Genomic DNA, 5,694 nt, shown 5'->3' with positions numbered 1-5,694 from the left:
CCGCCAGACGCCACGGCAATTCATTCAGCACCTGTTCCACGAGACGCACGTGCCGTACGCCGCCTGACGGCACCACGCACGACGTTGCGGCCTCGTCAGTAACCGAACAGCATTGGGTCCGGCCCCCTTCCCGCGTATCCCCTTGCTTCTCGCCCCCTGAACAGCTCACTCCTGCTCCCTAGCGGTACGTGCGCCAATCTCACGTCCTGCGACGGCCACGTTTCGCGAGTTTTCATGGGAGAATCCTGTCTCCTTCCGCTCGCGAACATGCTACCTGAAAGCCGTGGCGACGCGAGGTGTGCTTCTCGATGTGATCCATTCAACGGCGCCCGACCAATGGTCGCGTGGCGGGATGGACACGAGCGCTGAGGACGCACCCGCACGGCTTGGCCGCGCCGCGTGTTCGCCGTGAAAACCGCAGACATGAAGGCGCCGTCCTCTAGCGAGGGATCGGTCCATGGGTACCGTCTGTTCATGGAAGCGACGACGGGGGGTATTTTCAGAGGGGAAAGGCAACAGTTTATGGCCAAGAAATGCGAAAGTGCCGCGAGGGCGGTTCCACCCCCCTGAACCCCTCCCTCCTGCCTCCTACGCCGTTGGCCGTTCTCGATCCAACGGATACGCTGGTTCCTCAGCCCCTTACTAACTGACTAGTCAGTCAGTAATTTTCCGAAGTGACCAGCATCGAGCCCCATCGCCGACGAGCGCCGGAAGAGCGACCCACTCAGATCCTCGACGCGGCGTTCCATGAGTTCGGCGAACGCGGGCTGGCTGGCGCTCGTCTGGACGACATTGCCAAGCGGGCGCAAGTTGCCAAGGGCACCATCTACCTCTACTTCCCCAACAAGGAAGCGCTGTTTCGGGAGATGGTGCACACCACGATCGTGGCTGCGCTGGCCGAGGCGGAGGCGTCACAGGCTGATCTGCAGTCGGAGACGGCCGACGCCCGGATGCGCTGGCTTGGTCGCGGCTGGTGGGCGTTTCTGCGCACGGATCGCATGCAGGTGCTGCAGCGTCTGGTGTCGCTCGAGTTGGGCCAGTTCCCCGACCTCATGCAGTTCTACGCCGACGAGGTGATCGCCCGTGGGCGACGCCTCGTGTCGGGCATTATCGCCCGCGGGGTCGAACGTGGTGAGTTCCGCGAGGTCGACCCGCAGCTGGCGGCCCGCATGTTCTCGTCGATCTGGATGACGCACAGCACGTGGTGTGCGCGTCGTGAGTTCCACCAGACACTCGGCAGCGACGAGCAGGTGCTCGACGAGATGATCGAGTTTTATCTCTACGCCCTGCGTCCATGAAGCGATACCTCTCCCTCGTTGCCGCACTCGTTGCCGCACTCGTCTCGACGATCAGCGGCGCCCTGCCCGCTCAAAGCGCGCTCTCGCTCGGCGACGCGGCGCGTCTGGCGGCGAAACAGAGTGGTGGCGTCGACGTCGCCCGCGAACGCGTGGCGCAGGCGGAAGCCCGTGTGACGCAGCGCCGCGGCGCACTCTTTCCCGACCTCGCGGCGGGGATGCAGCAGTCTGAGCGCACGCTCAACTCGGCAACCTTCGGTTTCTCGTTCAGTAATCCCGTTACGGGCCAACCGCTGTTGCGCCCCGATGGTGAACTCATCGGACCGGTACCCACCGTGGACGTGCGGTATCGGTTGCAGCAGCCGCTGCTCGACCTCGGCAACATTGCGAAGTGGCGTGCGGCGCAGTCGTCGGTGCTCGCGGCCACTGCCGATGTGCAGGCGCAGGCCGAGCTGGCGGCCGCCACTGCGGCGGTGGTGTATCTGCGTGCGGCGCGCGCCGAGGCGCAGCTGTCGGCGCGCCGTGCTGATTCCGCACTGGCCGCCGATCTGCTGCGCATTGCGCGCGATCAGCTTCAGGCCGGCACCGGCATCGCCCTCGACGTCACACGCGCCGAATCGCAGCTGGCGAATGTGCGGGCGCAGATCATCGGTGCCCGCAATGAACGAGACCGCGGACTGCTCGAACTCAAGCGGGCGGTGGGCCTGCCACTCGATGCGCCGCTCACCCTGACCGATTCACTGGCCGGCATGCCGGTTGGTGACGTACCGCCCGATGCCGCCAACGCGCTTGCCAGGGCCACCGAATCGCGCGCCGATGTGAAAGCGTTGCTGGCGCAGGAAACCGCCCAACGCGCGGCGACGCAGGCCATCAAATGGGAACGCACGCCCCAACTCGGGCTGGTGGTGGATCAGGGTGTGATCGGCAGGAACTGGAACCGCATGTTACCCACCTACTCATGGGGCGTGCAGCTGTCGGTCGGCCTCTTCGACGGCTTCCGTCGTGAAGGGCGTGTGCAGGAGCAGCTCGCAGCCTCGCGCGAGACCGACGCCAAGTTGCGTGACCTGCGCGCGCAGAGTGCGCTCGAAGTCCGCGCCGCGCTGCTCGACTTGAGCGCCGCGCTGGAACAAGTCGACGCCGTGCGCGAACGACTGCGTCTGGCCGAACAGGAAGTGTCTCAGGCGCAAGAGCGTTTCCGCGCCGGTGTGGCCGGCAACGGCGATGTGATCACCGCCCTGCTGTCGCTGAATCAAGCACGCACACTGCGCAACGACGCTCTGGCCAGCTACCAAGGTTCACGGGTCGCGCTGGCACGAGCGATGGGTGAAGTACAAAAGCTCCCGTAGCCCCATGCCTACTCCGTACTCCTCACTCCGTACTCCCTACTTCGCTTTTACAATATGAATATCCGCATCATAATTCCCGTCGCATTAGTGATCGCCGGCGGTGTGTGGGGGTTCAATCGCTGGTCCTTCTCGCAGACGCACGAGTCGACCGACAATGCGCAGGTTGACGGTCACATCGTGCCGGTGGTCGCCAAGGTGGGCGGCTTCGTGCTCACGGTGAACGTGGGCGAGAACGCGCATGTCGACGACAAGGGTATACTGGTGTCGCTCGACCAGCGCGAGTATCAGGTGAAGCTGGCACAGGCCGAGGCCGACTACGCGGCGGCGGTGGCGGCGGCGGGCAGCGTCGGACTCGAAGGACAGGCGGCGGCGATGGTGCGCACGGCCTCGAGTCAGCGCGACGTCGGTGACGCGCAGGTGCTGGCGGCGCGCGCGCAGGTAGTGAAGGCGCAGAGCGATCTGGCGCGCGCGAAGGAGCTGTCGGCGAAGCAGATCATCAGTATGGCGCAGCTCGATGCGGCACAGGCGGCTTTCGACGCCGCGTCGGCGCAGCTCACGGCCACGCAGCGTGGGGTGAACGCGGCCACGTCGGGCGTGTCGAACGCCGAGGCGGGCGTACGTCTGGCGCGAGCGCGTCTGGCGGCGGCGCTGGCGGCGCGTGAGAATGCGTCACTGCAGCTGTCGTACGCGAAGATCATCGCACCGCTGTCAGGCGTGGTGTCGCGCAAGCAGGTGGAAGTCGGTCAGCTGGTGCAAGCCGGTCAGACGCTGATGTCGATCGTGTCGGACACGGGCATGTTCGTGACGGCGAATTTCAAGGAGACGCAGCTCGGACGCATTCGCGCGGGGCAGAAGGTGGAACTCGAGATCGACGCCTATGCGGCCAGAGCCGAGGGCGAAGTGGAGAGCATCGCGTCGGCCACGGGTGCCAAGTTCGCGCTGCTGCCGCCCGACAATGCCACCGGCAACTTTACGAAGGTAGTGCAGCGCGTGCCGGTGCGTATCCGCATCACGAAGTTGCTGGGCGCCGATCGTCCGCTGCGTCCGGGCATGTCGGTGCTCGCGAACGTCATCGTGAAGTAGCGCCACGCTCGACATGGCGACCACAGTCCTTCCCGCCGGTTTGACCGGTACACCCACCGCCTCACAAGCGGCGGTGGCCGACGATCCGTACAAGAACAAATACTTGATCGCGATCGCGGTGACGCTGGCCGCGGTGCTCGAGCTCGTGGATACGTCGATCGTGAATGTGGCGATCCCGCACATGATGGGCACGCTCGGCGCCACGCTCGATGAAATCGCGTGGGTGTCGACGTCGTACATCATCGCGAACGTGATCGTGATCCCGATGTCGAGCTGGCTGTCCGCGTACTTTGGGCGACGCAACTATCTCACCGGCTCGATCACGATCTTCGTGGTCGCGTCCTTCTTCTGCGGCGCCGCCACGTCGCTGTGGGGGTTGGTGTTCTGGCGGGTAATTCAAGGATTGGGTGGTGGCGCGTTGTTGTCCACCGCCCAGACCACCCTGTTCGAAGCGTTCCCGCCGCATGAGCGCGGCATCGGGCAGTCGATTTTCGGCGTGGGCGTGATGGTGGGCCCGACGCTCGGCCCGACGCTCGGCGGCTACATCGTCGATGCATACGCTTGGCCGTGGATCTTCTACATCAACGTGCCACTCGGTATTTTCGCCGGTTATCTCGTGTGGACGTACGTGCGCGACGCCGCGTATCACGTGAAAGCGACATCGGTGGATGTACTCGGCATCGTGCTGCTCACCATGGCGGTCGGTTCGTTGCAGTGGATGCTGGAACGCGGCGAACGATTCGACTGGTTCGACTCGCGCTTCGTGACAGGGCTGGCGATCACCAGCGTCGTGTCGGCGGCCCTGCTGGTGTGGCGCGAACTCACGATCGACGAGCCGATCATCGATTTCCGCATTCTCAAATCACGGCAGCTGGCACCCGGGGTGCTCTTCGCCATGTTCCTCGGCCTGGCGCTGTATGGCTCGGTGTTCGTGCTGCCGGTATTTTTGCAGACGCTGCACGGATACACGGCGCAGCAGACGGGCATGGTGATCCTGCCGGGCGCCTTGGCGTCCGCGTTCACGATGGCGATTGTGGGGCGCCTTGCCAACAAGGTCGATGCCCGCCCCATGATCGTGGTCGGCGCCTTCCTGTTTCTGGGTGCCATGGTGCAGCTGTCGCGTATCACGCTCGACGCCGGCCCGAACGAACTATTCTGGCCGCTCATCATGCGCGGCGTGGGGCTAGGCTTTCTCTTCGTGCCGCTCACGAACGCCACGGTGGCCGGACTCCCGATGCGACTGATCGGCCAGGGGACGGGCATGTTCAATCTCATGCGTCAGCTGGGCGGATCGCTGGGGATCGCGATCATGGCCACGATGCTGGCGCGTCAGACCGTGGTTCAGAAGCAACTGCTAACGGAACATGTGGGCTCGTATGACCCGACCACGATGGCGCGGTTGGGAGGACTGACGAAGGGACTGGTGGCACGCGGGATCGACGCGGCGATTGCGAAGCAGCAGGCGCTGATGATCATGGATCGCCAGATCGCGACTCAGGCCAGCGTGATCGCCTTCTCGCGGATTTATTTGATTGCCGGAATCCTGTTGGTGGCGGCACTGCCGCTGTTGTTGATCTGGAAGACGGGGAGAGGGATGATAGGCTCACCGAAGGTCGATTTGCATTGATGGGGCTGTGGGCTGTGGGCGGTGGGCGGTGGGTTTGCTGTCGGCTCTCGGCTCCCGAGGCTTGGGGCTGTGGGCTCTCAGCTGTCAGCCGTGGGCCATGGGCCATGGGCCGTGGGTGAACAAGAGGTGGGTCCGGTTTGAGAGCTGAGTTCTCAGTCAGACCCATGGCCCATGGCTCATGGCCCATGGCTGATAGCACATCGCCGAAAGCCCAAAGCCTCGGGAGCCGAGAGCCGACAGCAAGCCCAAAGCCCCCCGCCATGTTGTCCCAGCCGTTAGACTTGCACCACTGCTCTTTCGCCGCCCCTCCCCCCGCCTGCTGCCAGTAGATGCCCCTCCCGTC

The 5,694-nt window shown here is 64.7% G+C and carries 4 protein-coding genes; all 4 read left to right on the top strand.

Annotation, left to right across the window (positions count from 1 at the left end; all coding sequences use genetic code 11):
- Positions 1-674 precede the first annotated feature (674 nt).
- Genes ACLL97_RS12185 through ACLL97_RS12170 form a run of 4 tightly spaced genes read left to right on the top strand, consistent with a single transcriptional unit; the run spans position 675 to position 5,351 of the window.
- The gene (locus ACLL97_RS12185; protein WP_411280749.1) at positions 675-1,298 is read left to right on the top strand and encodes a TetR/AcrR family transcriptional regulator; all 624 of its coding nucleotides are present in this window, start codon (positions 675-677) and stop codon (positions 1,296-1,298) included.
- Positions 1,295-2,641 carry a TolC family protein gene (locus ACLL97_RS12180; RefSeq protein ID WP_411280748.1) on the top strand — a complete coding sequence of 449 codons (1,347 nt, stop codon included), beginning with the start codon at positions 1,295-1,297 and terminating at the stop codon, positions 2,639-2,641. Before ACLL97_RS12185 ends, ACLL97_RS12180 begins: the two co-directional genes overlap by 4 nt.
- Before the next feature lie 54 nt (positions 2,642-2,695).
- Entirely contained in the window at positions 2,696-3,724 is a 1,029-nt protein-coding gene (locus tag ACLL97_RS12175; RefSeq protein WP_411280747.1) for an HlyD family efflux transporter periplasmic adaptor subunit, read from the top strand.
- Between the two features lie 13 nt (positions 3,725-3,737).
- Positions 3,738-5,351, top strand: a complete 1,614-nt coding sequence (locus tag ACLL97_RS12170) for a DHA2 family efflux MFS transporter permease subunit (RefSeq protein WP_411280746.1) — start codon at positions 3,738-3,740, stop codon at positions 5,349-5,351.
- Positions 5,352-5,694: the final 343 nt, after the last annotated feature.

Source organism: Gemmatimonas sp., assembly GCF_046594945.1.
Taxonomy (GTDB): Bacteria; Gemmatimonadota; Gemmatimonadetes; order Gemmatimonadales; family Gemmatimonadaceae; genus Gemmatimonas.
The sequence above is the reverse complement of the archived record's forward strand: the minus strand, read 5'-3'. Positions and strand labels throughout refer to the sequence as shown.